Below are 26,198 nucleotides of genomic sequence, written 5' to 3'. Positions count from 1 at the left end.
ATGAAAATGAAGATGTTTAACCGAATGACAGTTGTTCTTGCCTTTTGCCTCTGCGGAGGAGCGACCATAGGGGCTCAGCCCAATATTGTGCTGATTCTTGCGGATGATCAGGGATGGAACGGCCTGTCGATACCGATGGACCCGAAGGTGCCTGAGTCTGCGAGTGATTATTATCAGACACCGAATCTGGCACGGATGGCCGAGGATGGCATGCGTTTCAGTCAGGGGTATGCTGCGGCTCCTGTTTGCTCCCCGTCGCGTCATAGTATTCAGTTTGGCATGAGCCCCGCCAAAACGCGGGTTACTTGCAATAAACCGAACTACATTCAGTTGTGTGATCCCAAACAGGCGTTGCCTAACTTGATTAAACAGGCTGATGGACAGTATGCGACCGCACATTTCGGGAAATGGCATGTTTCCATTGATCCCGGCGAGTGCGGGTATGATGAATCCGACGGCCCGACGGATAACAAGGAGGGGAATTCAAAGAACATCGATGATCCGAAATGCACCTTCGAGGTAACGGATCGTGCTGTGGCTTTCATGAAGAAACAGGCTGAATCTAATCAGCCGTTTTTTGTGCAGGTTTCCTACTATGCCGATCATCTGCCTTTTCGTCCGTCTCTGGAGATGAAGGAAAAATATAAGGCGCTGCCACCGGGCGAACGGCACAGCGATTCGGTCTTCGCGGGCATGAACGAGGATCTGGATCGGGGCGTTGGGCGTCTGCTCGACTCCATTGACCAACTGGGGATTTCAGACAATACCTATATTGTCTACACGGCGGATAACGGCTTTGCCGAATCCAACAGTAAACTGCACGGCATTGCCAAACGCAAGGCATGGCCGCTTAGTTACAGTAAGGGATATGTTCGCGAGGGCGGTATCCGGGTTCCGTTTATTGTGCGGGGGCCGGGCATCAAGGCGGGCGTTTGTTCCGATGCTCCGGTCGTGGGATACGACCTGATGCCAACCTTCCTGGAATGGATCAATCCGGAGTTCAAGCTGCCGGAAGTCACGGAAGGCGGAAGTCTGGTGCCCGTTCTTCAGCATGCCGGCGAGGGAAGGGTTAAACGGAAAAATGATTTCTTGGTTTTCCATTATCCCATGGGCGAATGGCCTTCGTTGTCTTCTATGATTGTGGGCGACTATAAGCTGATGAAGATCTGGGCGCGGGATCGTGTAGAGCTGTACAATCTTCGCGATGATATCAGCGAATCCAAGGACATCAGCACCGCCTATCCCGAAAAAGCGGAGCAGATGGATGAGGTCATGATGAAATATCTCGATAGCATCAATGCCATGCCTCCCACGCAGAAGGATCTGGAGATCGACCGCATGGGTGAGCTGATGATGAAGTGCAAAACTCTCAAGGGGAAAAAATCTGCCGCCGGCAAGGGAAAGAAGAAAGAGTAATTGAGATGAGTGCGCCATATTTATTAAAACAAACAGTGCTGGTGGTTCTGATGTCGGTGGTTGGGACGGCCACCGTACATTCAGCGCAGACGAGCGGCACAAAAAAGACGTTGCCCAATATTGTGCTGATTCTGGCCGATGATCAGGGGTGGAATGCCCTGTCTGTTCCAGCTGATCCCGATATCCCCGATTCAGGCAGCCGTTACTTCCATACGCCCAATCTGGAACAATTAGCTATGGAAGGCTCGAGGTTTTCATGGGCCTACTCCGGTGGGCCGACCTGCTCGCCCAGCCGCCATTCGATACAGTTTGGCCGCACGCCAGCCAGTCTGGGGATTGTTGGATATTCGTCGAAAGCCAAAACCGTTAAGGCCGACAATCGCAATTCGTTGGCCAATGTTTTGAAGCGGGCTCGTCCGGACTATATCACCGCCCATTTTGGAAAATGGCATATGATTCCATCTCCGGAGGATTTGGGGTTTGATGTCAATGACGGTCCCAACGGAAACAAGGAGGGGGATTCAAAGAATCCCGATGACCCCAAGCTGATCTATACGCTGACTCGCAAGGTCGAGGGATTCATCGCGGATCAGGTGAAGGCAGGGAAACCTTTTTTCCTGCAGGTCTCGCATTATGCCAATCATTTGACGTATCAGGCCCTGCCGCAGACGGCGGGAAAATATGAAAATGAGCGAGCTGGGCTTAAAACAAAATATCACCACGATGCCCTGTGGGCGGCGATGAATGAAAATTTGGATGATTCGGTAGGGACTATTCTGGCCAAGTTGAAAGAACTCGGGATAGAGGACAACACCTACGTCATCTATACTGCCGATAACGGGTATGAGAATAAGGCATCTGCCAAATTGCCAGCCCACGAGCGCGGTTACTATAAAGCCTTTCCGCAACGGGCGCACAAATACACCCTTAATGAAGGGGGGATTCGGGTGCCGATGATTATCCGCGGTCCCGGCATCGAACCGAACACGGTTTGCCGAACGCCGGTTGCGGGGTTGGATCTGCTGCCGACCATTCTTGATTTTACGGGTGTTGGTGATCAGGTCCCTGAATCGGTGGAAGGGGGCAGTCTGCTGCCGATGCTGAAGGGGAGAACTCAGGTTAAACGCAACATACCTGGTTTTGTCTTTCGATATTCAAAACTCTGGCAGCGCGATGTCGCCATTGTTCAGGGCCAATACAAACTCTTGATGAATGCGGATACCCGGATGATGTATCTGTGGGATCTGTCCAATGATATTGGGGAAGAGCGTAATCTTATAAAAGAGTATCCAGAAGTGGCGGAGAGGATGCGGCGGACGATGGTTGATTATTTTCATGGGGTCGATTGCGATGCAATGGATGCAAAAAATAAATCGAAGAAAAAGAAATAGAAGGAAAAATGAAAATACACAAAATGATTTTGACGGTTTGCGTTGTTGGAGTGCTTCCGATGGTTGGGGTTGCGGCGGCTCGGGAGAAACCGGATGTGCTGTTTATTGCGGTTGATGATATGAATGACTGGACGACTCTGTTCGACAAGGACAACCCGATCCAGACGCCGAATCTGGTGCGGTTAGCTGAGCGCGGCTGTTTCTTCAGCCGTGCGTATTGCACGACGCCGTGTTGCAATCCCTCGCGAACTGCCGTCATGATTGGCCAGAGGCCGACGACCAGCGGGGTTTACGGTAATCGGCAGGACTGGCGGAAATATCTGCCTGATGTCGTTTCTCTTCCGCAGTATTTTAAGCAGAACGGTTACCGTGCAAACGGGGCCGGAAAAATATTTCACCGCGGCAACACCGTGGGCGAAGGGAACGACACGGCTTTCCATGAATATTATAAACCAAAAAAATCCGATATCAGCCGGTTTAAAAGCAAGACGGCCGGAACTGGACCCTGGACGCCCTCTCGCAAGGAGAGGGGTAACCTTAACGGGTATACCAAAGCGGAAAACAAGCACCTTGCCGGCGCGGCTTTCGACTGGGGTGAGTTGAATGTCGAAATCCAGCAGGACGAATACACGGTGGGCTATGTTGGCGATGTGCTGGAAAATTTTCCGAAGGATAAACCCCTGTTTCTAGGGGCCGGGATTCATCGGCCGCATTTACCGTTTTATGCCCCGCCGGAAACATTTAAGCGGTATCCGTTTGAGAGCGTTGTGTTGCCGCCCATGCCTGAAGGCGATCTGGACGATGTGCCCGCCATTGGAAAGGTTATGGCTGCATCGCAGGATTTTGTCTTTAAGCACACGTCGAATAAGCCGGATGACGACGCGGGAAGTTTGAAGAAGATGGTGCAGTGTTATCAGGCGGCCTCCGATTATGCCGACGAGATGGTGGGTCGCATACTCGATAAGCTGGATGAAACCGGCCGGGCGGATAACACCATCATTGTCCTATGGTCAGATCACGGTTACCACCTCGGGGACAAAAGCTCCTGTGTGAAATTTTCGCTGTGGGAGAAATCCGACCATGTTCCGTTCGTCATTGTTGCTCCGGGGGTTGCAACACCGGGAACACGTTGTGACAAACCGGTCAGCCTGGTCGATATTTACCCAACGCTGGTTGAACTGGCCGGTCTGCCTGCAAAGAGTGATATTGACGGAACAAGCGTGGTGCCTTTGCTGAAAAATCCGACGCAAAAGTGGAACCCGGCCATCACGACGATGGGGCCGGGCAACCACGCGATCCGGTCGGACCGGTGGCGCTACATTCGCTACAAGGACGGCACCGAGGAACTCTACGACCATGAAAACGATTCCTGGGAATTGAACAACGTCGCGGCGGCATATCCGGAAGTGATCGAGGAACACAAAAAATGGTTGCCCGAAAAAGAAGCGCCGATGCCGGAAAAATACCTGAATGCATGGATATACGGCCCCTGGGATAGATAATCATACCGCAATTCCTATTGTTTATAATCCTGTAGACGGTCGTTTTGTATAACTCCTAAGCATAAGCAATGATCCGTCAGAATTAATGTAGAAAAAGCGATGTTCCCCGGAACTTTTCCGAGGCTGGAAAATTAATATTTAAGGAGAGAATACGTTATGAAGAAAACCTGTTGTCTGATGTTGGCTGCCTTAGTCTCAATGGCGTATGGAGCCGAGGTGCGGAAACCTAATTTTTTGTTTGTCCTAGCGGACGATCAATCACCGTTTGATCTAAAGATCTATGATCCGAAGTCTCCATTGGATACGCCGAATCTTGATCGGATTGCGGCTAGTGGGCTGGTATTCGATGGGGCATATCATATGGGCTCCTGGTCGGGGGCGGTCTGCATGCCTTCGCGTCACATGATTATGTCCGGACGTACGGTTTGGAATATTCCTAATGCAAAAGCTAAAGGCGTCAATGGATGGTCGCGGGATTGCCCGTCCGATATTGTGGAGCAGACCATGGGAGCCATTTTTAACCGTGCAGGTTATGATACTATGCGCACTTGCAAGAAGGGCAATAGCTACCAGGCGGCTAATGATCAGTTTACGGTGTGCCATGATGCGACCAAGCGAGGTGGTGATGCCGAGAGCGGCAGCGCGTGGCACGGTAATCGTGTGCTGGAATATCTGGAAACTCGCGAAAAGAGTGGGGATGACGATCCTTTCCTGATTTATTACGGATTTTCCCATCCGCACGATCCGCGCAATGGAACTCCGGACCTGCTGCGGAAATACGGAGCTACCAATCATAAGGATAAGAAAACCCATCCAGTACTCAATCCGGAGCGTCCTGCGCCGAAGCTGCAGGTTAACTATCTCCCCAGCCACCCATTCCACCACGGGCATCTGAATCTCCGAGACGAGGAAAAGGTTTCTGGGGTTTGGACGAATCGCGATGAAGCAACGATCCGGAATGAGCTCGGGCGGGAATACGCTTGTTCGGAATATATGGATATTCAAATTGGGAAAGTGCTCGATAAGCTCGAAGCCATGGGGGAACTGGATAATACCTATGTAATCTATACCGCCGACCATGGCATTTCGATTGGACGACATGGGTTGACCGGTAAGCAGAACCTATATCAGCAGACCTGGCGCGTTCCCTATCTTGTAATGGGGCCGACCGTGAAAAAGGGGGTACATGTTGAGGGCAATATTTATCTGCTCGACACCTTGCGCACGTTGCTCGATCTGGCGGGTATCGAAGTGCCTGAAGCAACAGAGGGTAAAAGTTTTAAGCCTGTACTCGAAGGAGAGTGTGATCAGGTGCGAGAGGTGATGTACGGGGTCTATTGCGGCGGAACCAAGCCCGGCATCCGATGCGTGAAAAAGGGTGATTGGAAGTTGATTAAGTATGACGTGCTCGATGGAAAGGTCCGCAAAACCCAGCTCTTCAATCTGGCAGAGAATCCGAATGAATTGTTGCTGGAACACCATGACCCTTCTGTGATTGCGCTGACGGGAAATACGCCGAAACCAAACCAAAAAAATCTGGCAGACGATCCCGAATATGCAACGAAACGGAAGGAACTGGAAGCGCTGCTTTTAGCTGAGCAGAAGCGACTGAATGATCCATATCGGCTGTGGGATCAGCCGAAGGATTAAGTCGGAACATGTTGTGGAACAACAACCTGAACGGGTGCAGCGAATGCGCGAAGAGGCTCATACCCGATTTGAAGAAATGATGAGCCAATCACCGTACGACAATTAACCGGATTATAAATAGGAGAAAACTGTTTTGAGAACCTTTAGAATAATGATTAGATATGTGCTGTTGATCAGTTTGTTGGGCATGGGCATCCAAATCAAAGCAGCAGACCGCCCCAATGTGTTGCTGATTTTTTTCGATGATATGGGCTATGGCGACATGGGTGCGAACGGGGCGAGCGGAGCTCGAATCCCGAATGACTCAGCGTTCCTTAATGCCAAGACACCAACTCTTACCCCGAACCTTGACCGGTTTGCGGAAGGGGCGATGCGATTCACGAACGGGCATTCGTCCGATGGGGTTTGTTCCCCGTCGCGCTATTCATTGATGACGGGACACTATTCCTGGCGGACGACGCTGAAGAAAGGGGTAACGGGCGGCTACAGCAAAACGTTTATGGATGCCGATCGTTTCACCATCGGGAAACTGTTCCAGAAGAATGGGTACAAGACCGCTATGGTGGGCAAATGGCATATTGGGATGCAGTTTTACAGTCCTTCCGGAGATCCCGTAGATTTAGGGAATGATGCGAAGGTGCTTCAGAAAAATAAAATTGATTTTTCGAAACCGGTGATGGACACGCCATATCATCGCGGCGGGTTTGACTATTATTTCGGGACGCCGGCATCGCTTGATATGCCTCCTTATGCCTGGCTCGAATCTAAAGATGGTGAAGTCCACATGCTTACCAGGGGCGGTATTGTGAACAACGACCAAGAAGTCGATTTCAGTCTGGCAAAGGTTGCGACCAATAAGGATCTTGCTGAAGGCAAGCGCTTCGGTCGTCCGGGCGTTAATGATCCTGATTTCGTTTATGCAGATTACCTGCAGGTGCAGGCTGCGAAAGTTACGCAGATTATTGCCGAGCGTGGAAAGGACGGTGCGCCGTTTTTTATCTACGTTCCAATGCCAGCGCCGCACACGCCGCACACGGTGCAAAAGAAATTCGAAGGCAGCGCCGGATGGACGTACGGCGATTACGTGGCGCAGACTGATTTCTATACCGGCGAAATTCTGAAGGCGTTGGGCGACCCCAATGACCTGAAAAGTCTGGCTGCCAATACCGTGGTGTTCATTACCAGCGATAATGGGCCGGAAAGCGGTGCTTACAAATCCAGTCTGAAAGCGAATCACGATGCCAACGGCCCTTGGGCTGGACGCAAGCGTGATAACTACGAAGGCGGAACGCGCGTGCCCTTTATGGTTCGCTGGCCCGGCAAAGTTAAATCCGGCTCGACGGATCATCCCTGCTGGCAGGGTGATTTTGTGGCAACGATGGCCGATGTGCTTGGGTATCCACTAGGCGAGGAAGAGGCTCCTGATGCCGAGAGTTTCCTCCCCGTATTGGTAGGCAAGAAGATGCCGGAGAAACGCCGGGCGGCTTTCATTCAGCATTCGTCCAGCGGTCAGTTCGCCATTGTCGATGCTGCCGGCGAATGGAAATTAATCGATGGAACAGGTGGAGGAGGAAACAAAACAACCTGCGATGCTGATAATGGAGAAACCCTGAAAAAAGGAACGACCTGTGGAACTCCTCGTCAATTGTTTAACCTGAAAAAAGATCCAGGTGAACGCGTAAATCTGCTGAGAGATCCATCACCTGACATTCTCGATAAAGAGCAGGAACTCTACAATATGCTGAATGCCATTCGCGGGAACTCCGATTGGGGAACAGATGGTTCAAGCAATGTCCCTCGCTGAAAATCAAACGCTGATAATGATGAGTGAAATATAAAATAATGAAATATACGATTACATTTTTTACTGTAGCAATGGTCGCTTTCTGTTTTGCGGTGGATGCGAAACCAGAGGAGAAGCCGAATGTCATCCTGATGATGTGCGATGATCTGGGGTGGGGGGACACGGGCTTTAACGGCAATAAAATTATTAAAACACCGCATCTGGATCGGATGGCTGAAGAGGGGGCGGTGTTGAGTCACTTCTATTCGGTCGGGCCGGTCTGTTCGCCGACGCGTGCTTCGTTTTTGACGGGGCGCCATTATTACCGTCTTGGCGTTTGGACGGCTAATGTCGGGCACCTGCCCAAAGAGGAATATACGATTGCCCGCATGATGAAGGCGAATGGATATACGACCGGCCATTTTGGGAAGTGGCATGTGGGAACACTCAGCAAAACCATGTCTCCCAAGGGGGAAAAGCGCAAGCCGGCGGTTAATTATGCCCCTCCGTGGGAACGCGATTATGATTCATCGTTTGTTACGGAGTCAGCTGTACGGACTTGGGATCCGGCGGAAGGAAAGCGGGCAAAAAACAATCCGTATTATGAAAATGGCATAGTGGCTGCCGATAACCTGAAGGGATGTGATTCGCGTGTGCTGATGGATCGGGCCATCCCGTTTGTTCAAAATGCGGTAAAAGAGGACAAACCCTTTGTTGCAGTGATTTGGTTCCATGCGCCACACGAGGATATTCAGGCAGGTCCGGAATATTTAAAGATGTATGAAGGGCATGGAGAAGCGGCGCATTATTATGGTTGCATTACTGCTGTGGATGATCAGGTCGGACGTCTACGGGCCGAATTGGAAAAACTGGGTATCGCCGATAACACGGCACTTTTTTTCTGTAGCGATAACGGGCCGGAGGGCAAGGAGCCAAAGGATCGCTCGAAAACGCGCAGGGCCGGTAGTGCAGGCGACTTCAGTGGACGCAAGCGCAGCCTGCTCGATGGTGGTGTACGTGTGCCCGCTTTGGCGCTCTGGCCCAATCATGTTGCACCGGGTTCTATGGTTGATACGCCGATGTCGGTGCTCGATTATCTGCCTACGGTAAGTGCCATGACCGGGGCAAAACTGTTGGATCAGCGGGTGTTGGATGGCGAAAATATCCTGCCGATTCTCGTGGGCGATAAACAGTTGCACTCCAAATCGATTCCGTTTCGATATGGCAAATACGCCGGTTTAGTTCATGGCAAATTTAAGTTGATTATCGAATCGCCCACGGATCCGTCTAATGATCGCCTGTTCAATTTGGCTGAGGATAAGACCGAATCCAAAAATGTGATTCAGGAACACCCTGAAAAGGTCCAGAAAATGCGCGCAGAGATTCTGGCTTTTCTTACATCCGCCCAAAAAAGTCACAGTGGCGGGGAATATCAGGGGAATGGATTCCTCCCGGTAGATTCTTGGAAGGCGTTGGGGGCTGAAACAGGCAGGGGAAAGAAGAAGTCAGCTCAATAGTCAAGGAATGAAGGCGGGAGCTCAGTGATGGTTAAATTCGAATAGAGGGTGAAATTTACTTTTGACTGAGTGCTGGTGTTGGGAGCTTTAGCTGTACCCCGGCCCAATATTATTCTGGCTCTGGCGGATGTGTCACTTCCTGATTTTTAGTTGTCACTTTTAGTTCTGTTTCTCTCATGGTTTAGGCTCCGTCCTGGAAGCCGGGGTGTTCGGAAGTTGCGCCTCCCTGAGGGAGGGGCAACTCTCGCCCTCCTCCGGAGGAGGGCGAGAAGCTCTTGCGCCACCTTTTTAAGTGCTTGGTATCCGATGCGTGAAACTCCTGCATCAACTCCCGGCGTTCTTCCTCGCTGTACGAAGCCCGCCCCTGCGTATTATTTCATTCGTATCCATGCCCAGCAAGTTATCAGGCTTCAGCGCGGCTGCCTACGGGGTTGCGGAAGAGACGCATACGCTTTATCAGTTGTTGGGCAGTTTCACTTTTACGCGGTACATGCCTGTGCCGGCGGCATTGGTTCTGAGAAGATCCATTTCGTCGTCGATGCCGCGCACATAGCCGCTGATATTGTTCCAGGACGCCGATTGCACCAGATTGGTGGTTTCTTCTAGGGCATAGTCGCGGGAGCGGAGCGATTCAAATTCGGCCTCCACTGCTGTAAAACTTCCGGTGGGGGTGAATTCGGCGGTGAATACGAAGACCGAGTTGCTGTCGGTCGGGATGGTGTAGGCCGTGTATTCACTCAGGTTATCGGGGCCGTCGCCGTCGCTGTCCATCGATGCAACCGCGTTGGTGCTTCCTCCAAAGTAGAGTTGCTCCCAGTAGGCGGGGATGCCGTCGCCGTCGAGGTCCGATACGTCGAGCTGTACAAGGGTGTTGGTCATCAGCACCGGCGCTGCGCCGGGGACGTCCTTGTTGTGGTCCCACAGCTGCCAGATGGTGTCGCCCCATGCCTTCATGCCGCTGAAGAAGGGGTCGGTCTGGGCGAGGTAGGGCAGGTCGCCTCCTGCACCAACCGTGTTCGGAAGCGTGCCGTTTGTGCCATTGATTTCATCGCGCAGGAATTCGATGAATTCGCGACTGGTGGTTTGGTAGTAGAGCGCGGCTTCGATCCTCTCCGTGCCTTCAGGCAGCTCGATTTCGATTTCGTCGTAGCCACCCTCGTATTCGGCCTGTGTGTAGAAGTTTTCCGAATCGTGGAAGTTGGTGTCGGAATGGCCGTCCCAAACCGGTTCGCATAGCCGCATTGCCGCCTCGGCAATGCGGAAGCCGCGCGGCAGGATGCGGTTGTCTTTGTAGCGATGGGTGGCTAGCGCCATGTGGAAGGTTTCATCAACGTTCAGGATGGAACTGCCTTGGTGAACCTCGTAGACCAGCTCGTCTTCATATTCTTCCCATTCGCTCAGCTCGGGGCTGCTTTGCGAGTTTTCCAATCCCTTGAGGGTGCCGATGCCAGAGTCGTATGGGTTGATTTCATAGATGAGCTGGTCGTTGGCATACGCTTTGACGTTCAGGAACATGCGCCGCCCTTCGGGATAGCCGGAGATCAGCTTGTGTCCGGTATGGTTTTGCAGTCGCAACGTAAACTCGCTGTCGTTGAGATCGTAGTTGGCATTGGTCATGGAGATGGAGTCCTGCAGCATTTGGCCGGAATACGTCACGGTTTCGAGCAGCAGGTTGGGATCAAGCAGTTCGCCCTGCGAGAAGTCGAGGGTCAGGGCTGCGGGGCCTTGCTTGAGCAACGCCTCGTTGGCGGCGTCGTAGTTGGGCGATGTCGGCTCAATGCTGGCCAGTACATAGGGCACCCAGAGATTTCCTCCGATCATCCGGTGTTCCGGCACCCCGCTCAGCGGATGCGCCGTCGATCCACTTGGTCGGACCTGTCCCTGGTTTGCGGCTTTCGTCCCGGACAGATCTCGGAAGTGGCAGTCCTGGCAGGTAGCGATCTTGTTTCCGGCATGGGAGGTTTCAAACAAGTCGGGGCTGTAGGGGCCGGTTCCCTCCATGCCGCCTTGGGCGCCAAATCCGGAGAGCATGAATTCCGAGAAGGTGCGTTCGACGTGGGCATAGCTGTAGGCCGGTTGCGATTCGGATGGCAGGATCACGCCATGGCTGGCATTGGTGCCTATATAGGCCAGGTTTGCCAGCGCGGGGTTGGAAATGTCGTGGCAGGTGCTGCACATGTATTTGCTTTTGTGGTAGCGGCTGTAGAGCCATTCATGCTTGGCCGGTGCATCGGAAAAGGGGCCGCGTTTTGCATCGGCCTTGCCGGTAGCGAGATTGTCGGTAATCAGAAATATATGGCCGCCTCCGTTTTCCGTGTAGGTTGCGCTGGCCGGAGCGTTGTTAGAGAAAAAGGGGTTTCCGTTGAAATAGTCAATTTGAGCAGCCGCCAAAGCATCAGCGTTTCGGGTAGCGTCGGCCGCTGCTTGGGGAGCCGTTCCGGATTCGTCCCAATAGCCACTCCAGTCGCTGCCCTCGCGGGTTCCATCATAGGTGGCTTGGTAGAAGGGGTCGTACATGTAGTGGCAAATCTTGCAACTGACCCCATTGAAATCCTCGCCCTGCATCAACGACGCATTCACCGGATCGGAGCGGCCATCCAGCCAGCCCATCGGGAAATGGCACTTCACGCAGATATCGGCGGCGTTCGGGGTGCCCAGCGTCCAGATGGCATCTTGGGCGGCAACAGTCAATCCGGCCCAAAAGATGGGGTCTCGGCTGGCTTGCGCCATGAGCGAGCCCTTCCAATTTTCCATCTCAAAGGTGCTTCCTCCGTGGCAGCTCAGGCATTGCTTGTCCGAATCCAGGCCGGTCACCTGTCCGGGCTGGGTGCCTGGCATGCGAACCAGCGGATCGTCTTCAACCGGTTTGGGGGTCCACGCGAGTACTAGACAGGCCAGTATTCCGGCGATGATCGGCTTGAGCCAGAGTGAACCAGAGCGATGCGTCTTCATGGTGGGTGCCTCCTGAGTTTAGACTTTAGATCTGTATTTTACCGAGAAATTGATGGCTGATAAAGATATAAAGCACGTTAAATGAAGAATATACGCAAAAGACGATTATTCTTGTCACCTATTTGTTTTTCCGGATGCAAATCAAAAATAACCAATTCTAAACGTCGGGAAAACCGCTTCTAGCACTAATTCGGTATTTAAATACCAATTTAGGGTTGAAATCGGATCGGCGCGGTGCAATAAATCCACTTCATTAAAGACGTGATTAAACCGCACATGTTTGTTAGGGTTTCACTCTGTTTAGGAGGCAAGTACCGTTATGGCAATGGAAAAGATCAAGGTTGAGCTTCCAACCGACGACTACTATGAAGCCGAGGTTGTATGCCGGAACTCGTGTCCTGTAAGCACGGACGCGCGTGGCTATTTGATGGCTACGGTGGCTGGAAAGTATAAAGAAGCGTACGCCATTTCCCGTGCCACCAACCCCTTTGCCTCGATTTGCGGGAAGGTTTGCGGCGCCCCGTGCGAAAAAGGCTGTCGCCGTTCCGACGTCGATGAAGCCGTTGTGATCCGTAACATCAAGGGCTATTTGACGGAGAAACACGGCCCCGAAGCGGGCGACCTCGCAACGCCGCTGACTTATTCCATTGCTCCCGGCTCGGTAAAGCCTGAGTTGAACGGAAAATCCATCGGCATCATCGGCGGCGGCTGCGCGGGATACACCTGCGCACACGATCTGGCCCGCCTCGGCTACAGCGTGACCGTTTACGAACGTTGGGAAACGTCCGGAGGACAGCTGGTGCAGGGTGTTCCGATCAACCGTTTGTCCCGCAAAGTGGTGGCCGACGAGCTCGCTTCCATTGAGCTGTTCGACAACATCGAGGTCAAAAACGGCATCGATGTCGGTAAAGACATCACTTTCGAGGAATTGGAAAAACAGCACGACGCGGTTTATATCGCGGTCGGGCTGGCGCGCGGCCGCAAGATTCCAATTGCGAATTCGGATCATGAAGATACCCATATCGGCCTCGAATTCCTGTTTGATTTTAATATGCGCGAGGCATGGGACCTCACCACCACCCGTTCTATCGTTATCGGCGGAGGTGATGTGGCGTTCGACGTGGCCCGCTCGGCCTTGCGTTGCGGTTCGCCGGAAGTGCAGCTCGCCTGTCTGGAACGCGAACTCCTTGACGAAATGACCGGCTCGGTCGATGAGCGCGACGGCGGCCGACGTGAAGGCGTCGTGATCAACGACGGTTGGGGCCCTCGTGAAATCGTGGTTGAAAACGGTAAGATCAAAGGGTTGACCGTCAGCAAGGTGATCCGCGTTTTTGATGAGGACGGAAAGTTTTCCCCGCAGATGGAAGAGGAAACGCGCCTGATTGAAGGCGACGCGGTATTTTTTGCGGTCGGGCAGGGTTCCGATCTGGATTTTCTGGAAAACTCCGGCGTTGAACTGACGCCGCAAGGTTGGGTGAAGGTTTCCGACGAAGAGACGTTGGCAACGAACAAGCCGAATGTTTTTGTGGGCGGCGACATTGCCCACGGCCCGAAACTGTTCATTGATGCCGTGGCGTCGGGCAGCAAGGCGGCGCAAGGCATCCATGCCTACATTTCTGGCGGGAAGCCCCAGTCGCTCAAACGCAAGCTCACGTTCACAGATCTGCCCGAATACGGCCGCAAATCGGGCTATGTCGACGAAGAGCGCGATGAACGCGAAGAGCTTCCGGTCAAGCCGGCCGAAGAGCCGCACGTTAACTCAACAGTGGAATATCCAGAAAAGGAAGCCAAAGAGCAGGCCGGCCGTTGTCTGGAATGCCACATCCACCCGACTTTTGAGGGCGACATCTGCATTCTTTGCGGCGGTTGCGTGGATGTCTGCCCCTCGTATTGCCTTTCGATGGTGACGGTCGACCGCGTGGACGGCGGCGAGGAACTGAAGGTTTTGGCCGAAATGGAATTCGGCAGCATGGAAGTGGCGGAGGCCGAAGGATCGGTCATGCTGTTTGATCCGCTCAAATGCATCCGTTGCGGCATGTGCGCGCAAAAGTGCCCGACCGGCGCCTGCCAAATGACGGAAAACAGTTTTGAGGACTGCTATGCGTGATATAGGCAGAATAATTTAGTGGCAGAATAATTTTTAGAATCAGAAAATACGCAATACGCAATAGAAATTACGAATTACTCATTACGGATTATAAACGATGCTAACACTGACGATCATACTTTTAATAACGACCACGTTGTTGGGCGGCATCTTTTTCGTCCTTTTCCGCTGGGCGGTGAAGGACGGGCAGTTTGACGATCCGGAAGAAGCAAAATATGTAATTTTCCGCGAAGAGGAAAAGCACGCGAACGGTGCTGTTGATGGAGGAAGTAAATAATGGCTAAGACAGAAAAGGACGGGAAAAGCCGGCGCGAGTTGATTACGTTGGGCTCGGCATTCGGTTTGATGGGCTTGGCGGCGGCAGGCACCGGCGGGGCGCTTTTTAAATATATGTTTCCGGTGGTTTCCTACGGAACCCCTCAAAAGTTTTTGATTCCGCTCGACGATCTTCCAGATGTGGGTGACGAATTGATCTTTGACGATATGAAGGTGGTTTTGCGTCGTCAGACCGAAACCGAAGTGGCGGCCATTTCGCTGGTCTGCACCCACCTCGGTTGCACGGTCAACCGCGTTGAAACCGGCTTCCAGTGCCCGTGCCACGGTTCGCAGTATGATTCCGACGGCCTCGTGGTTGGCGGCCCCGCGCCGAAGACCCTGCCTTGGCTGGAAATCAAGAATGTGCCGGGCGGCCAGATCGAAGTCGATACAGGAACGTCGATGCCGGAAGGCACCTTCTACGCTGTTGTTTAGTTTGTTTTAAGGGGAGAACCAATGAATGAATTAATTGAGATGGCCAAGGAGTTCGGAACGAAGCTCTACTACTCCTTCTTCCGTCATCGTTTAGACAATACCGGACTCACTAAGTCGAAGATCATGTTCAGCAACGTGCTGCTGCATATCCAGCCGGTGAAGATCCACAAGCGCTCGGTCAAATTCAAAACCACGATGGGGCTGGGGCTGATCACCTTCTACCTCTTTCTCATTTTGTCGGTGACTGGCATTCTGCTGATGTTCCACTATGTTCCATCGACCGCCATCGGCCCCGACGGGCTGCCGGATGCCTACAGTCGCATGCTTAACCTGCGCAGCAACGTGTTCTGGGGTGGATTCCTCCGCAATATGCACCGCTGGGCGGCGCACGGAATGGTGGCCTTTGTGGCGTTGCACATGTTGCGCGTCTATCTCGCTGGCGCGCACCGGGGCGGTCGCGAATTCAACTGGGTCATCGGCTGCATCCTCGGTCTGCTGACCGTATTCCTTTCCTACACCGGCTATCTGCTCCCATGGGACCAGCTGGCCTTCTGGGGCGTTAAGGTCGGCACGGAGATCGCGAAGATTGCACCGGGCGGCGCGCTCATCCGCGGCATTCTGCTCGGCGATACCGATGTGGGGTCCGAGGCGCTCATCCGCTTCTACGTCCTCCACGTTGCCGTGCTTCCGGCGGTTATGGGCTTCCTGATTGCCGTTCATTTTTTCCGCATCCGCAAGGATGGCGGGCTGGCCAAACCGGCCGACACCTCGAAGGAAAAGCAGATTCCCGACGAAGAGTTCGGCGAAGTGAAAAACAACTCGGTCTTCAAATCCGCTCGCAGCTACAAGCTGGTGGAAATCGTCAAAGGCAAGGAGCCCAAGGTGAACGAAGAGGTTGACCAGATGATGTTTGCCTGGCCGAAGCTGATTGTGCGCGAGCTGATCGTGCTGCTCGGCGTCGTGGCCTTCCTGAGTTTGATCTCGGTCTTGTTCGACGCGCCGCTCGAAGGGCCGGCCGATCCGAACCACCCGACCAACCCGTCCAAGGCGCCGTGGTATTTCCTCGGTCTGCAGGAGCTGGTTTCCTACCACGGCTTCATCGGCGGCATCGTGATCCCCGGTATTCTAGCCGCCGGCGTGATGGTGCTTCCCTACATCGAAATCTTTTTCGAATCGTTCACCAAAACCTACCGGAAAAACATTCCCGGCGTTTGGTTTGCCAAGGAACGCAACCTGGAGAACGCGCTGTTCATCGGCATGTATCTCTTCATGCTGTCGCTGATTATTATCGGGGTCTACTTCCGTGGCCAAAACTGGGACACGATTTATCCATGGGTGCACGAAGTGACCGGGGGAGGGCACTAACATGATTAAGGATTATCGCATATTGTTTATCTTGGCGCTGGCTGGGTTTGTGTTGCTGGGCGCTTCGCTCTTCAAGGCATTCGACCAGGACTTCACGAAGCACCAGAAGAACTACTACAAGCAGCTCGACGTGGAAGACTACACGGTTGAGATCAAGCAGGTGAACGTCAAGACGCCGGGCAAGGTCTTGATCGACCGTTGCCAGTCGTGCCACATCGGCGCGTCCAATCCCGACGCCGCCGGATTCGAGCCGCCGCTGGCCGCCCACCCGCCGATTGTTCCGGGCGTTGAAAAAGACCCGCACGACTTTGCGAAAATCGGCTGCGTGGTCTGCCACGATGGAAGCGGCCGTGATCTGGACATTCATGCTGCGCACGGCGAGCTCCACGGCTGGCCGGCACCGTTGCTGAAGGGAGAAATCGCCCAGGCCAACTGCGTCCGGTGCCATGCCATGGAGGACGGAACCTTGGCCGGAGCGGAGCACTACGTTAAAGGGCAGGAGCTCTTTCTTGAAAAGGCCTGCTGGGGCTGCCATACGATCGCGGGGATTTCCTCCTCGTCGCAGGCGCCCGAGCTAACCGATGCGGGCGGCAAGTTCAGCTTTGACTACCTGGTTGAATCCATGGTCGATCCGTCGGCCAATATCGCCAACTCGAAGATGCCCACGTTCGGCTGGGTGCACGACGAAGAAACCGTTGCGGCTATTGCCACCTATCTCAAAGGCCAGCAGAAGGACCGCCTTCGCTCGGCCGACAGCGCACCGATCGGCTACATCAAGCCCAAGTCGGATCTCGCCCGCATTGATTCGCCCAGCGTGGCGGCCGGGCGCAGCCTGTTTGCCGGCGCTCCGTACGAAGGTTCCGTGGCCAAGGGCGGCTGCGTCAACTGCCATGCCATCCGCAACAGCGACGGCGATCTGGCCGGCGGCAACATCGGCCCCGAGCTGACATGGACGATCCGTTCGCGCGGCAGCAAGTACGTGAAGGAGCACATTGTCAATTCGCGCTCCCATGTGGCCGATTCCATTATGCCGACCTTCAAGGACTACAACGATGCCGAGCTGGAAAGCCTGGTTTCCTACCTCTCCACGTTGGACTATAAACTCGGCAGCAAGACGGACGGCCCAAAGCTCTACGACACCTATTGCGTCTCCTGCCACGGAGAGGATTTGAATGGAGAGGGCAAGATTGCCGCCATGCTGGATCCGCTGCCGCGCGACTTCAGCAAATACCAGTTTGTGGCTTCGTACGACAAGCGGTTCAAAGATTCCATCCGCGATGGCGTGAAGGGCACGGCGATGCCGGCCTGGAAAGACATCATGTCCGACCAGCAAATTGAAACCTTGGTCGGATTTATCAAGGATAAGAGTCTCAGCGGGCATGACGGCTTCAGACGCATGGAAGTAACGCTTCCTGCCATTGGAGACAAGGAACGTCAGGACTATCGTAACAAGGGATTGGTTGTTGAAGCCGGCAATCCGGAAGACGGCCACGAAGCCTTCCAGAAATTCTGCACCTCCTGCCACGGCAAGCTGGCCAACGGCAAGGGGCCGAACGCCTACGATCTGGAGCATCCGCTGCCGCGCAACCTGATTAACGCAGCGTTCATGAACCAGGCTGCCGTGAACGACGCGCGTCTTTACGAATCCATTCTGCTGGGTGTTGCGGGAACGCCGATGCCGGCGCATGACCACCTGAGCGACCAAACCATTCTGGACATCATCGCCTTTATCCGGGCGAACACCACCGAGGAAGCGAAATAATGAAACAAGATACTGCTGCAAAAACGATGATCATTTCGTCGTGCATCTTCTTTGGATTCGCACTGACCATGGGGATTCTGACGGCGCTGAAATTTGTGGTGCCGACGGTTGGGGATATTGAATACCTCTCCATGCCGCGCCTGCGCATGCTGCACACGAACATCAACCTGTTCGGCTGGCTGCTGCAAGCCAACATGGGAATCCTCTTTTGGATTCTTCCCCGCATCCTGCACACCAAGCTCTTTTCTGAAAAGCTGGGCGTGGCCATGGGCGTGCTCTACAACCTGACCATAATCGGCGGACTGGTTTGCATTGCGCTGGGCAAGGTTAAGAACGTTGAATACGGTGAAATCCCGCCTCCGTTCGACTACCTCGTCGCGGTCTGCTGGGTCATGTTCTTAATCAATGTGGTCGGCACCGTAGCCATCCGGAAGGTGAAATACCTTTATGTAACGGTATGGTACACGCTGGGTGCCGTCATCTGGACCACCTTTGTCTACATCACCGGCAACATGCTGAGCCAGATGCCGGTGATGGCGGGTTCAAACCAGGCCAACCTGATTTGGTTCTATGTCCATAACGCCGTGGGCCTGATCTTTACCCCGCTCGGCGTCGCGATTGCCTACTACCTGATTCCGAAGCAGCTCGATACGCCAATCTACTCGCACAAGTTGAGCATGATTGGTTTCTGGGTGATCTCCTTCGTCTATGTTTGGACGGGCGCCCACCATATGCTCCACGGGCCGAGTCCGCACTGGCTGCAGACGGTATCGATCATCTTCTCGTTCAGCCTGATCATTCCGGTGATGGCGGTGATCACCAACTTCTTCGGAACGTTTGCAACCGCGCCGCGCGGGAAACGCATGCTTGGGCCGATACCGAAGCTGCTGATGATGGGCACGGTCTACTATGTCTTCACCTGCCTGCAGGGACCTTTCCAGGCGATCCGCTCGGTGAACGAAATCACCAGCAAGACCGACTGGGTTGTCGGCCATGCCCACATGGCGTTGTTCGGCGCATTTTCCTATTATGCGATGGCGGGCATCTACTACGTTGCCCCGAAGCTGGCAGGTCGCAAGCTCTATTCTGAAAAGATGGGCGATCTGCACTTCTGGCTGATGACGCTGGCAAGCATCCCGTTCTTTGCCGTTCTGTGGATCGGCGGAGTCATCCAGGGCTTTGCTTGGCTGAATCCGGAAAACACCTTTGTGGAAACGTTGGCTGCGCTTAAGCACGCCCATTGGATGCGCTTTAGTACGGGAGCGGTAATCTTCGGATCCTACTTCCTGTTCTTCTATAACATCATGCAGACGTTCTTCGGGAAATATAGCGAAGATGCGGAAGTGGAAGCAGAAACCGTTGCGGCCGAGTAGGGGGAATAGGAATCATGAAAATCGATGTTGAAAAAAGCTTGCTTTGGACCGCTACCGGCGCCTTCCTTTTGTTTGCCGTTGGAGCGGCGCTGACGACCATCGTGCCGCCGATGGTCAGCCCGGAAATGTGGAAGTCGGACTATCCGGTCCACGAATACACCGAGCAGGAGCAGCGCGGCATTCAAATCTATTTGAGCGAAGGGTGCGTCTATTGCCACACCCAGCAGATTCGCCATCTGGATTCCGACAAGCGCCGCTATGGCTGGCGCTTGGTGGATGCGCCTGAATCCGAGTCGTGGGAATATGTCAACGACCGGATCAACTTCCTCGGCACCAAACGCACCGGGCCCGACCTGGCGCGCGTCGGCGGAAAATATTCCTCGGAATGGCATTGGGCGCATTTCAAGGATCCGCGCAACATGGGTGAAAAGTTCCCGAACCGGAAAGGGGTCTACGAAAAGGTTTCCATCATGCCTTCGTTCGACTATTTGACCGACGAAGAGATCAAGGATCTGACCGCCTACATCCAAACGCTCGGCCGCAATAAAAACTGGCGTGTTGACAAAGACGGCAATCCGCTCAACGACTACGAAAAATAAACAGGCGCGTGTATGAAGCCGCGAAAGAACGCAAGGAACGCGAAGGGATCATCGAAAACGGTTCGCCGTGTTGTTTTGCGTTCTGTGCGTTGTTTCGCGGGTAATTAAATTTGGAGATTTTCAATGGAAGAGAAGCAATACGAACTCGAAACCACGACCGAGATCAAGCAGGGGCACGCCGATGTCGGCAAGTTCAATATCGCTGTTGAGATTGTTCTGACCATTGTCTGCATCGTCTATCTCATCCTGCACTTCAATCCGTAGTGGTTTTGGCAACGAATGAATGTAAAGCAGCGAGTGCGCTCGACATTATATTCGTTGCTTTACATTCATTCGTTGCGATTTAAATGACGATGTCAAAGTATTCGAAACGCAGACGGGCCATTCAGGGAATTAGCATCGCGCTTCTCCTGAGCATTCCGTTGCGCTTTTTCTGCTTCGATCTGGAACAGGAATGCCTGCGGGTCTTCGGAATGGATTTTGGACTAGCCACCATGTTCTATCCGCTCTTTGCCATTGTTGGCTTGCTGCTGGTGGTCATCGTTCTCTCGATGAAAAAAGGGCGGATCTTCTGCTCGCACATGTGCCCGATGCACATGTTCCTCGAAACCGTCAACAGCCCGAAAAACAAAGAGTCGGATTCCCGCCCGGTCAAGGTTTGGATTTGGTCGGTCGTGCTTTCGCTTTTCCTGACCGAAGTCATCCTTTCGTTTTTCCAGCCGCTGGATCACCAGGTCAAGATGATCGCCTCCGGCCATCTTCCAATCATTGGAATTTCCGTCGCGCTCCTGTTCGGTTTCATGGGGCTCTTCGTACACTACCAGGAGCACTTCTGTAAAAAGGGCTGCCCCTATGCGTTGATCCAAATGCTGCTGCAGTCCGACAACACCCGTTTTATGGAATTTGCCAACCCGGAAAAGACCTGCACCAACTGCCGGGGCTGCGACGACATTTGCCCCTTCAACCTCCGCGCCCGCTTCGAAAGCAAAGGCACCGACTGCACCAACTGCAACCTCTGCGCCGAGGCCTGCACCACCGAACTAGGCGAGGACAAAACCCTCTTCCACCTCATCGACCCTCAACCGGCTGAGGGTGCGGCAGAAACGAAGTGAGAGGCTGGCGCGGAGCGCCGGCAGTGAAACGGTAAATTTTTGGTGGTAGAACAGTTTTATCTAGCCGTCCGGGTCTTGGCGTTTCAATGGATTCGCATTTTGTATCGATGCAGGAACGAGCGGAAGCCCTACGCCCCCAAAGCAACGGAGTTGATCAGCAGCCTAAGGCGCCCCGCGCGGGGCGCCTGCGTTGCTGTTAATGTTGATTTGGAACTATGGCGTCCACGGCGCGATTACGCGGTAGAACTTCGACGTTTCCGCCGCCATGTTGTTGGTTTGCCAGTTGACTGGGCCGATGATCGAGGGGCCTGCGGGCACCCACGGGCCGGTCACGAGGTTGGTGCTCGATTCCATCTGGTAGGTGATGCCGCTTTCAACCGTCCACTCGTTGGTCGAAACCGCGTGCGACGCATTGAATGTTTGGTTGGTGATGACGATGTTGTTGGTCGGCGCGGGCTGGTACAGTTCCACATAGTAGTCTTCCACTTCGCCGTCGGCGGCGCTTCCACTCGGAAGCGGTGTTCCCGCAGAGGAAATACGGAAGCGGGCGAAGGTTGGCCCCAGCGCCGAAGGTTGCGGAACGGTAAAGCTAAGGTTGTTCAGCCCGGGCGCTACCGTCAAGCCAAGAACCTTTTCGCCCGCCGACCATGAGCCGTCGGCGTTGAAGTCGATCCAGGCATCAAGCGTCCCGCCCGAGACCCCGGCCACCACGTTCACCGTGGCGTTCGATCCGGCCACGATCTTCGAGGTAAAGGTGACGCCATCCTCGTCGTCAAGACCCACGTTGTCATCCAATACCGCCGGAGAGGGTTGGCCGTCCGGTTCCGGATCGATCGTCGCTCCAAGCATGACCCCGGCCGTGATGGTGTGGCGGGCCCCTGTCGGCAGCAGGGTTGGGTATGAATTCGTAGCATCGCCAAAGTCGGTTCCGCTTACGAGTCTGGAAATGAGGAATTCATAATCCTCGACCTCGCCATCGAGCGCCAATCCGGTGTAGGACGGCACGCCGCCGCTGGTGAAACGGAAGCGGCTGTAGCCGGGGCCCCAGGCGGCAGTGAGCGGAACCGGGAAGAGCAACGAATTCACGCCGGCGCTCAGCGGCTGGCCACTGAAGATTTGATCGCCGGTCTGCGCCCAGCTGCCGTCCGCATTGAAGTCCATCCACGCATCCAGCACGCCGGGTTGCGACGCGATCACATCGACGGATGCATAGCCGCCAGGCATGAGCGTCGCGCAGGTCAGGAATACGCCATCCTCATCGTCGCCCAGCGACGGATAGAGGAGGTCATTGTCATCGCCGTCCGCATTGATGCTTGGCTGGCCGTCGGGTTCGGAATCCACTTGGTTGCCGAGGAACATGCCGGACATGATAACATGGTGGGCGCCGTTATTGGCCGCCAGGGTGGGGTAGCCGGTGGGCGAATCGCCCCAGTCGATATCCGAATTCGGGTAGACATCCACCATGTAATCCTCCACCTCGCCATCCTGTGCCGGGCCGGTGAAGGTCAGGCCGCGGGCGCTGCTGTAGCGGAAGCGGATGCCTGCATAGACGTAACCACTCGTGCCGTTCGGCGGAACAACGAACGTCAGCGAATTGTTGCCGGGCGTCAGCGGCACATCCGTGAGCACCTGCTCGCCTGGATCAGTCCAGAGGCCGTTGCCATTGGCATCGACCCAGCATTGGAGGTAGCCGGCCGGGCCGCTGGCCATCACATTGATCTGGGCTACCGTACCGGGAATGAACGGCGTCGCGAAGGTAACGCCGTCCTCGTCATCGCCCAGCGATGGATAGAAGGCGTCGAGGTCGTCACCGTCGGCTATTGGGGTTGGCTGGCCGTCTGGCTCTGGGTCCACAAGCGCGCCGAGCGTCGGGTTGAGTCCGCCACCAAGGATGATGTGGCTGGCGCCGCCGTTGATGGACAGCGTCGGGTAGGGACCATCTGGCGCATCGCCCCAGTCGATCGGATCTTCTATCACAACCATGTAGTCTTCGACTTCGCCGTCGGAGGCGTAGCCCGTGGCAGGCAACCCGCCGGCCGTGCTGAGACGGAAGCGGGCATAGCTGGTTCCGGGAACCGCAGTGTTAGGCACCGGGAAACTCAAAATGTTGGCGCCAGGATTCAGTACATAGGAGGTGAATATTTGGTCGCCTGAAGTCCAGGTTCCGCTTCCGTCGAGGTCCATCCATGCATCCAGATACGCCTGCGCAGTCGATGTCAAGGTCACCTGCAACGTAGCTTGAAGTCCGGGAACGATGAGGGAGGTGAAGACCACACCTTCTTCGTCGCCCGGCGGGTAGGGAACGGCACCATTGATGTCGTCGCCGTCGGCTAATCCTGTGGGCTGTCCGTTCGGTTCGTTGTCGATCAGGGTACCCAGCATGAAGTTGGGAATAATGGCATGGTTTGCGCCGCTGTTGCCGGCCAAGGTGTTGAAGCCGACCGCACCGGCGGCGTCGGGGGCGTCGCCCCAGTCCAGCTCCTGCCCTTCTTCAATGAAGACCTCGTGGTCTTCGACTTCGCCGTCGGGCATGCTTCCTGTTGGCCATACGCCGACGGACGGGAGGCCTGCGGCCAGGCTGTTGATGCGGAAGCGGCCGAAGGTTTGACCCAGCGTGGCGCTGGCCGGAACGCTGACGGTCATTGGGTTTGGACCTTGGATCATCCAGCCGCTGAAGATTTGCTCCAACGGCCCCCAAATGCCGTCGGCGTTGTAGTCGATCCAGGCATCTACATAGGCGCCGCCCGCGCCGGAGCCTGCTGCGCCGTCATCGACGGTAATGGTTATGGTTGCGGTTTGGCCTGCGGCTAGGAAGGGAATGATGATGCCGTCTTCGTCGTCGGGCTTCGCTCCGTTCATGTCGTCGCCCAGAGCGTTCGGGTCGGGTTGCCCGTCGGGTTCGCCGTCGGGCTGGTCGGTCTGCGGCATCGAGACGTCGTCGAAATAGGGCGCGCCTTGAACAATCTGATGTACCGCTCCGTTGTCGGCCGCGAGAGTCTGGTAGTTGCCCGGGCCGGTGCCAACAAGCGGGTCGGGGGCGTCGCCCCAGTCATACTCGTCTTCCTGCGGTTCGCCGCCGTCGATGACGAAGGCGAGGTCGAGCGACTCGCCGGTGATAGGGTCGACCAGTTCCTGCCATTGCATCTGGTTGGTGACGGGCCGATCAGTCCAGACGGCATCGTCCATGAAGTGCTCAGAGACGGAGGTTTTCCAGCCCCAGGTCTGCCAAAGGGTTTCGACGGCTAGGTCGAGCCAATAGATTTCACCGGCGGTCTGCACGAAGGCTTCATCGGAGGGAAGGGTGACCTCGTAGCGAAAGTATTGCCAGTGGTTTTCGGGTTCGACCTCCTGGGTGTTGGGGTCGTACCAGCCTTGCAGCGACGGGATCTCGGGCACCACCTCGACGATCCAGCCGACAGGGGGGTTGGCGGGGTCGATGTCTCGCTGCCATTCGGGGGGCTCCTGCGGCATGCTCCATGGGGCGAGCTCGCCTGCGGGAATATCTTTATGGATGCTGAGGTGGAGGTTGGTGATGCCGCCGAAGAGGTCGCCCTGTTCATCTTCATAGTCATCGTTCTTATACGACCCCCAGAAGGTGATCTTGGTGATGGGGCCGTTGGAGGTGCAGCGGAAATCGTCGGCCAGGATTTTGCGGAGGCCGTCGTCGGGATTGTAGTTGCCGTTGCAGGCGCGCACGTCCCAGCCGTTGGGGTCGGGCAGCTGCGGCCAGTGCATCTTGTGGGTCGGGTCGTAGGGCGGCTCTTCGTTGTGGAAGACGGAGACGTCGGAACCTCGGAGCGGTTCTTCGGGGTAGGGCATCCAGTTGTCGCCCGCGAGGCTTTCAATCCATGTGCTGATTTTCAGCGAAGTTGTGCGATTGGCAAACAGATCGGTGCCGTCCTGTTCGGAAGCATAGATGGTTCCATATCTCGGATCGGAAGAATCCATGGGCGGGTCGATGGAGAACGAGAGGGTGCGCGAGACTGACTGGCCGATATTAATATCACCGAAATCCCAAGTGGGTACGTAGTAGTCCCCCGCGCCGCCGATACCTTGTGTTTCCTGCGGATTCCAGCAATACCAGCCTAATTGATCTTCGTTATCGGCAATAATCCAGCTGGGATACTGCGGGACCAGATAGGGACCGGCAAAGACTGCTGGAAGGGTGTTGATATCGGCAATTGCGAACTCTGCCGACAGTTTGGCGTCTTCCAGTGTGCCGACATAGCGATCTGTTCCAGCCGGACGCGACTCGCCGTGCTGGTTGCTCGACAGGGAGTCATCGCCGATGGACGAGGGGGTGTCATTGAAGACGGTGGCTTCCATCTTGAATCCGATGATGGGGTCGCCGTAGACTCCGGCGGCACCGGTGGAATACTGAAGAGAGCCGTAGATCACATAGCCGTAGATGGCATCGACTTCCCTTGCGCCGCCAGCGAAGTCGAGCCGGTTGTCGTGGAACTCGTACGGACGGTATTCCTCGTTGCCTTCGAGATCGATAAACCATTGGCCGTTGGTGGAGCCGGGGTCGACGGGCGGACCATCGAGGTAGGTGGAGGTAATCGGAGGTTCGGTGATGGGCAGCGACGGCGCTGCCTGCAGCGAAACGGCTGCAATGGAAAGGGCTGCGATGAGCAGCGTGGTGCGGAATGCTCGTGCTTTCATGGTCTCTCCCCAGTTAAGCCCCTGCGGGCGGTTAATTTGATTACAATGTTATCTCTCCTTGCTTCCGAATAAATCGGGTTTAGCGCTGATTTTAAAAAGTGTCGAGAATTAATGCTTATTATTCTGTAGGTATATAAGGGGATCATTAAAGGCATATTTTCAGGACGTGATGCACCTCCGAAAAAGGAGCTTGCATTCGGACGGCGTATTTAGATTTCATCTTGATTTCTTGCCAACAGGCGGGCGCTTTGCCA

General features: G+C 54.8%; 17 protein-coding genes. 15 read left to right on the top strand and 2 right to left on the bottom strand.

Going from position 1 to position 26,198, the window contains the following annotated elements; genetic code table 11:
* The 6 genes from SCARR_RS06680 (at position 1) to SCARR_RS06655 (ending at position 9,259) form a co-directional block, all read left to right on the top strand.
* Positions 1 to 1,416, top strand: coding sequence for a sulfatase (locus SCARR_RS06680; RefSeq protein ID WP_136060726.1), 1,416 nt, complete (start codon positions 1 to 3; stop codon positions 1,414 to 1,416).
* A gap of 5 nt (positions 1,417 to 1,421) precedes the next feature.
* On the top strand, positions 1,422 to 2,807 hold the full coding sequence (locus tag SCARR_RS06675) for a sulfatase-like hydrolase/transferase (RefSeq protein ID WP_136060725.1): 1,386 nt from the start codon (positions 1,422 to 1,424) through the stop codon (positions 2,805 to 2,807).
* 8 nt (positions 2,808 to 2,815) lie between these two features.
* On the top strand, positions 2,816 to 4,309 hold the full coding sequence (locus tag SCARR_RS06670; RefSeq protein WP_136060724.1) for a sulfatase: 1,494 nt from the start codon (positions 2,816 to 2,818) through the stop codon (positions 4,307 to 4,309).
* Positions 4,310 to 4,465: 156 nt separating this feature from the next.
* Positions 4,466 to 5,959, top strand: coding sequence for a sulfatase-like hydrolase/transferase (locus SCARR_RS06665; protein ID WP_136060723.1), 1,494 nt, complete (start codon positions 4,466 to 4,468; stop codon positions 5,957 to 5,959).
* A 151-nt stretch (positions 5,960 to 6,110) separates the two neighbouring features.
* Positions 6,111 to 7,763: a sulfatase family protein gene (locus tag SCARR_RS06660; protein WP_136060722.1), complete on the top strand. Its 1,653-nt coding sequence runs from the start codon at positions 6,111 to 6,113 to the stop codon at positions 7,761 to 7,763.
* A 23-nt stretch (positions 7,764 to 7,786) separates the two neighbouring features.
* Positions 7,787 to 9,259 carry a sulfatase family protein gene (locus tag SCARR_RS06655; protein ID WP_222846201.1) on the top strand — a complete coding sequence of 491 codons (1,473 nt, stop codon included), beginning with the start codon at positions 7,787 to 7,789 and terminating at the stop codon, positions 9,257 to 9,259.
* A 456-nt stretch (positions 9,260 to 9,715) separates the two neighbouring features.
* Here SCARR_RS06655 and SCARR_RS06650 read toward each other — a convergent pair whose 3' ends face one another.
* Positions 9,716 to 12,211, bottom strand: a complete 2,496-nt coding sequence (locus SCARR_RS06650) for a multiheme c-type cytochrome (RefSeq protein WP_136060720.1) — start codon at positions 12,209 to 12,211, stop codon at positions 9,716 to 9,718.
* A gap of 319 nt (positions 12,212 to 12,530) precedes the next feature.
* Here SCARR_RS06650 and SCARR_RS06645 point away from each other — a divergent pair, with 319 nt between their 5' ends.
* The 9 genes from SCARR_RS06645 (at position 12,531) to SCARR_RS06610 (ending at position 21,279) form a co-directional block, all read left to right on the top strand.
* Positions 12,531 to 14,318 (top strand): FAD-dependent oxidoreductase, encoded by a 1,788-nt coding sequence (locus tag SCARR_RS06645; protein WP_136060719.1) that lies wholly within the window; start codon positions 12,531 to 12,533, stop codon positions 14,316 to 14,318.
* A 97-nt stretch (positions 14,319 to 14,415) separates the two neighbouring features.
* Complete coding sequence (gene ccoS, locus SCARR_RS06640) at positions 14,416 to 14,595, top strand: cbb3-type cytochrome oxidase assembly protein CcoS (protein ID WP_136060718.1); 180 nt, start codon at positions 14,416 to 14,418, stop codon at positions 14,593 to 14,595.
* Positions 14,595 to 15,068 carry a QcrA and Rieske domain-containing protein gene (locus SCARR_RS06635; RefSeq protein WP_136060717.1) on the top strand — a complete coding sequence of 158 codons (474 nt, stop codon included), beginning with the start codon at positions 14,595 to 14,597 and terminating at the stop codon, positions 15,066 to 15,068. Before ccoS ends, SCARR_RS06635 begins: the two co-directional genes overlap by 1 nt.
* Before the next feature lie 21 nt (positions 15,069 to 15,089).
* Positions 15,090 to 16,433 (top strand): cytochrome b N-terminal domain-containing protein, encoded by a 1,344-nt coding sequence (locus SCARR_RS06630; RefSeq protein WP_222846200.1) that lies wholly within the window; start codon positions 15,090 to 15,092, stop codon positions 16,431 to 16,433.
* A 1-nt stretch (position 16,434) separates the two neighbouring features.
* Positions 16,435 to 18,195 carry a c-type cytochrome gene (locus SCARR_RS06625; protein WP_136060716.1) on the top strand — a complete coding sequence of 587 codons (1,761 nt, stop codon included), beginning with the start codon at positions 16,435 to 16,437 and terminating at the stop codon, positions 18,193 to 18,195.
* Complete coding sequence (locus tag SCARR_RS06620) at positions 18,195 to 19,568, top strand: cbb3-type cytochrome c oxidase subunit I (protein ID WP_136060715.1); 1,374 nt, start codon at positions 18,195 to 18,197, stop codon at positions 19,566 to 19,568. Before SCARR_RS06625 ends, SCARR_RS06620 begins: the two co-directional genes overlap by 1 nt.
* A 14-nt stretch (positions 19,569 to 19,582) precedes the next feature.
* Positions 19,583 to 20,167, top strand: coding sequence for a cbb3-type cytochrome c oxidase subunit II (locus tag SCARR_RS06615; protein WP_136060714.1), 585 nt, complete (start codon positions 19,583 to 19,585; stop codon positions 20,165 to 20,167).
* 123 nt (positions 20,168 to 20,290) lie between these two features.
* Positions 20,291 to 20,431, top strand: a complete 141-nt coding sequence (locus SCARR_RS28055) for a hypothetical protein (RefSeq protein ID WP_168433063.1) — start codon at positions 20,291 to 20,293, stop codon at positions 20,429 to 20,431.
* A gap of 83 nt (positions 20,432 to 20,514) precedes the next feature.
* Positions 20,515 to 21,279: a 4Fe-4S binding protein gene (locus SCARR_RS06610; RefSeq protein ID WP_136060713.1), complete on the top strand. Its 765-nt coding sequence runs from the start codon at positions 20,515 to 20,517 to the stop codon at positions 21,277 to 21,279.
* Positions 21,280 to 21,492: 213 nt separating this feature from the next.
* Here SCARR_RS06610 and SCARR_RS06605 read toward each other — a convergent pair whose 3' ends face one another.
* The gene (locus SCARR_RS06605; RefSeq protein WP_136060712.1) at positions 21,493 to 25,944 is read right to left on the bottom strand and encodes a GEVED domain-containing protein; all 4,452 of its coding nucleotides are present in this window, start codon (positions 25,942 to 25,944) and stop codon (positions 21,493 to 21,495) included.
* Positions 25,945 to 26,198: the final 254 nt, after the last annotated feature.

Origin of the sequence: Pontiella sulfatireligans (assembly GCF_900890705.1) — a bacterium.
In the GTDB taxonomy this organism is placed as follows: Bacteria; Verrucomicrobiota; Kiritimatiellia; order Kiritimatiellales; family Pontiellaceae; genus Pontiella; species Pontiella sulfatireligans.
The sequence above is the reverse complement of the archived record's forward strand: the minus strand, read 5'-3'. Positions and strand labels throughout refer to the sequence as shown.

What these genes read in the sequence shown, in the direction of transcription:
- SCARR_RS06615 (WP_136060714.1), top strand. Translation starts at nt 19,583, where the DNA reads ATGAAAATCGATGTTGAAAAAAGCTTGCTTTGGACCGCTACCGGCGCC.
- SCARR_RS06680 (WP_136060726.1), top strand. Translation starts at nt 1, where the DNA reads ATGAAAATGAAGATGTTTAACCGAATGACAGTTGTTCTTGCCTTTTGC.
- SCARR_RS28055 (WP_168433063.1), top strand. Translation starts at nt 20,291, where the DNA reads ATGGAAGAGAAGCAATACGAACTCGAAACCACGACCGAGATCAAGCAG.
- SCARR_RS06625 (WP_136060716.1), top strand. Translation starts at nt 16,435, where the DNA reads ATGATTAAGGATTATCGCATATTGTTTATCTTGGCGCTGGCTGGGTTT.
- SCARR_RS06605 (WP_136060712.1), bottom strand. Translation starts at nt 25,944, where the DNA reads ATGAAAGCACGAGCATTCCGCACCACGCTGCTCATCGCAGCCCTTTCC.
- SCARR_RS06650 (WP_136060720.1), bottom strand. Translation starts at nt 12,211, where the DNA reads ATGAAGACGCATCGCTCTGGTTCACTCTGGCTCAAGCCGATCATCGCC.
- SCARR_RS06610 (WP_136060713.1), top strand. Translation starts at nt 20,515, where the DNA reads ATGACGATGTCAAAGTATTCGAAACGCAGACGGGCCATTCAGGGAATT.
- SCARR_RS06660 (WP_136060722.1), top strand. Translation starts at nt 6,111, where the DNA reads ATGATTAGATATGTGCTGTTGATCAGTTTGTTGGGCATGGGCATCCAA.
- SCARR_RS06620 (WP_136060715.1), top strand. Translation starts at nt 18,195, where the DNA reads ATGAAACAAGATACTGCTGCAAAAACGATGATCATTTCGTCGTGCATC.
- SCARR_RS06630 (WP_222846200.1), top strand. Translation starts at nt 15,090, where the DNA reads ATGAATGAATTAATTGAGATGGCCAAGGAGTTCGGAACGAAGCTCTAC.
- SCARR_RS06635 (WP_136060717.1), top strand. Translation starts at nt 14,595, where the DNA reads ATGGCTAAGACAGAAAAGGACGGGAAAAGCCGGCGCGAGTTGATTACG.
- ccoS (WP_136060718.1), top strand. Translation starts at nt 14,416, where the DNA reads ATGCTAACACTGACGATCATACTTTTAATAACGACCACGTTGTTGGGC.
- SCARR_RS06670 (WP_136060724.1), top strand. Translation starts at nt 2,816, where the DNA reads ATGAAAATACACAAAATGATTTTGACGGTTTGCGTTGTTGGAGTGCTT.
- SCARR_RS06645 (WP_136060719.1), top strand. Translation starts at nt 12,531, where the DNA reads ATGGCAATGGAAAAGATCAAGGTTGAGCTTCCAACCGACGACTACTAT.
- SCARR_RS06675 (WP_136060725.1), top strand. Translation starts at nt 1,422, where the DNA reads ATGAGTGCGCCATATTTATTAAAACAAACAGTGCTGGTGGTTCTGATG.
- SCARR_RS06665 (WP_136060723.1), top strand. Translation starts at nt 4,466, where the DNA reads ATGAAGAAAACCTGTTGTCTGATGTTGGCTGCCTTAGTCTCAATGGCG.